Raw genomic sequence first — 2,696 nt, 5'->3', positions numbered from 1 at the left:
ATTAAAACGAGTTAGGCTCACTTCCCTAGCCCCCTGTTGATTGAAAATCGGGAAGCCGGCACTTTTAATTAACTGGGGTTCACTGCTGAGGCGGCCTTGGGCATCCACCGTCACCCCATAAACCGCCGTCCCCGCTAATTGACGGGAACAAGCCGTAGCGGGATAGTTACCAGTCAAATTGACGGTAGTTATGCCTCTGCTGCCCTGATTGGGCTGATTTAGTTCATTTAAGGCGTTAGGATTACTTTTTTGGACTCTGGCCAGCCAATCCACCTGATTTCTCATAGCCTCCTCGTTACTGGTATTACTTTTATCCGCCTCCAGGGAGCGCAAACGTTCCTGCATTTCCCACCTTAATTGTTGACGACGCTGTTGATCAATGGGCGATTGACCATTCGGCTCCGGTGTGCGGGCCAAGGAATTGTTTAATTGTTCCTGTGCCTGTTGCGATGCACTAAGAGGGGATTTTCGCAATCTATCTAAAGTTAGATTATCTTGGTAGGGATCAAAGTAAGGAGGTATCCGGTTGTTATTAGTCTCCCTCGGCAGATTATTATTGTCCGGCAGGGTGGGAACAGCAGGAGGACTGGGTAAACTGGGGGTAGAAGTGGGAAAATTGCGAGGAATCGGTAATCTACCCAGGGAGGGGATAGATGCCACGGGAGGAGAATAGATATTGACGGAGGGTAAAGAGGAGAGGGGAGGTAAAGGAGGTAAGGAAGGTAAAGGGGGAAGGGAAGAAACCGAGGGTAAAGGAGGTAAGGTGCTGTTATGGATACCATCCATGGGGGGGAGGGGAGGCAAAGAGGAAGAGGACGAATTGAGGTTAGGCAGTCCGGGTAAGCTGGACAGGGAGGAGTCGAGACTGGGAAGACGTGACTGCTCTAGAGGGTTCAATTCAATCAGATTGACGTTGCGTAACTCCTTTTTTGGCTCCTGCGCTGGATTATTGAGGAAATTAGGTAAGATAATCGCTAAAAGTAGGCCATGAATACCAAGAGAAGCGGCGAACGAGAGATTATTAGAGTTAATTAGTTTATTTTCTTCGGTTTCTAGACCAAAATAGGAGGATGTCATAATGCTAGTTAATTGAGCAGAGCCTTGAGGGGAAAAGTTAACTCTATTTTAATCGTCAGGGCGATTTTTTTTCTTGAGGGCGGGGAATTAATTGGTGTCAGTACCCCACCACCCCACACCTAACACCCCACACCCTGCCACCACCGAAAAACTTTTTCAGCAGACCCTACTTATGCGGTGAGCGGGCCACAGCTTTTAATTTGGGATACAATTCCGAAGGGTCTAACAAAGGGATAAACTCATCGATTGCCGGTTTAAAATTAGCCGGAAAATTCTCCCTAGTTCCAGGACCGTTAGGCGATTTAGGCACTGACTCTAATTCAGGGAATTTGGGCGTTTCCGGGGTTAACTGCGAGAATAATTCCTCCACATTACTCATCCCTTTGCGAGGATCATTAAAAAGAGAAGTTTCTAAGTTGAGTAAAGAGTCTTTACTCGTGGCTACTGTGCCATTATTATCGGTTTTTGCCGCTTCCGGCTCTGGATAAGGCTGCTCAAGGGTGGTAGAAAGTATATTGATCTTTTCCTGTTGAGGGATAAATACCGTTTTTTTGCCATTTAACTGGGAATCTAGCAAGTTTTTACAAACCAAGCGCTCGAATTCCCCCGTAAAATGAAAGGTAGGATGGCCGCGACGGTGCCAAATTTTGAGGATTTCCTCCACCGAAATGACTTTGTAACGTCCCTGATAGAGTGCCTCTAAAATCGCCATGCGAATCCAATTTAGCGAATAGGTGGGCAACCAGCGCTCGATTAATTCTTGCGCTTTATATCCTCTCATTTCAAATCGATATTGGTTGAGTATAGTCGCTATCTGCATCAGGTTGATCTCTGGGTTAATCTCTGCCATAGAATTTACAAAGATAGTGAGCGCAATCGTTATGGCTACTAGGCACTCTATATATTAAGATTCTATTCAGGTTTTTCCTAGTGGTTTTTACTTATTCTCCCCACACTTACCCTTTCGAGCATCTCCACTCAAGGTCAGTTGACTCCCTAGAGTCGGGTTCGCTTTGGGCGGCAATTTATCCCCCGCTAACTCCTGTACGGTTTAACGGGACTCCTCTGGCGACCTTAAGATAGGGTTTGCGGCAAAAAGTTTTTCGTGGGGGCAGGGTGTGGGGTGTGGGGTGTAGGGTTTTACCGATTTTGAGGTAGTCAGTTACCTAATTTTCAGGGAAAAAGTCCAGGAATTTTACCCCCGATCACTCCAATGGTCAGCACTTTTTGAGGGAAAAAAAGTCTAAAAGCCTTATCTAACAAGGTTTTTAGATTTGTTCAGCAAACCTTAAGATAGTTTTTGTCTTTTCCTTGATCGGGTGATCAAGTTTACACTTCTTTACTACCACAACCCGAGTAATTTGTCAAGAAAAAAGCAAAATTTCCTCAATAAACCCAGAGGAGATAGAACTATAGCACTACTCTGACAGCCTAGAACCTTACCGTTGACTGGCCCCAAATCCGTTTTTAATAGTGTGATTAACTCTCAAGTTAAGTAGGTGGGTGGAATTAAATATAAGATGAACGTAGGTTGGGCTTCGGCCGTGAGCTTTTGCCGAACGGTTGAAGCATGAAACCCAACGCCCGATTATGTTACGCTACCGCTAACCCATCCTACA

2 protein-coding genes are annotated in these 2,696 nt (G+C 45.7%); both read right to left on the bottom strand.

Annotation, left to right across the window (positions count from 1 at the left end; all coding sequences use genetic code 11):
- Positions 1-1,077: energy transducer TonB (locus IQ242_RS21860; protein WP_193961390.1), on the bottom strand; the 1,077-nt coding region annotated here is incomplete at its 3' end.
- 166 nt (positions 1,078-1,243) lie between these two features.
- The gene (locus IQ242_RS21855) at positions 1,244-1,927 is read right to left on the bottom strand and encodes a hypothetical protein (RefSeq protein ID WP_193961389.1); all 684 of its coding nucleotides are present in this window, start codon (positions 1,925-1,927) and stop codon (positions 1,244-1,246) included.
- Positions 1,928-2,696: the final 769 nt, after the last annotated feature.

Source organism: Microcystis sp. LEGE 08355 (assembly GCF_015207185.1).
Taxonomy (GTDB): Bacteria; Cyanobacteriota; Cyanobacteriia; order Cyanobacteriales; family Microcystaceae; genus Microcystis; species Microcystis panniformis.
This window is presented reverse-complemented; position numbering and strand designations above follow the sequence as displayed.

What these genes read in the sequence shown, in the direction of transcription:
- IQ242_RS21855 (WP_193961389.1), bottom strand. Translation starts at nt 1,927, where the DNA reads ATGGCAGAGATTAACCCAGAGATCAACCTGATGCAGATAGCGACTATA.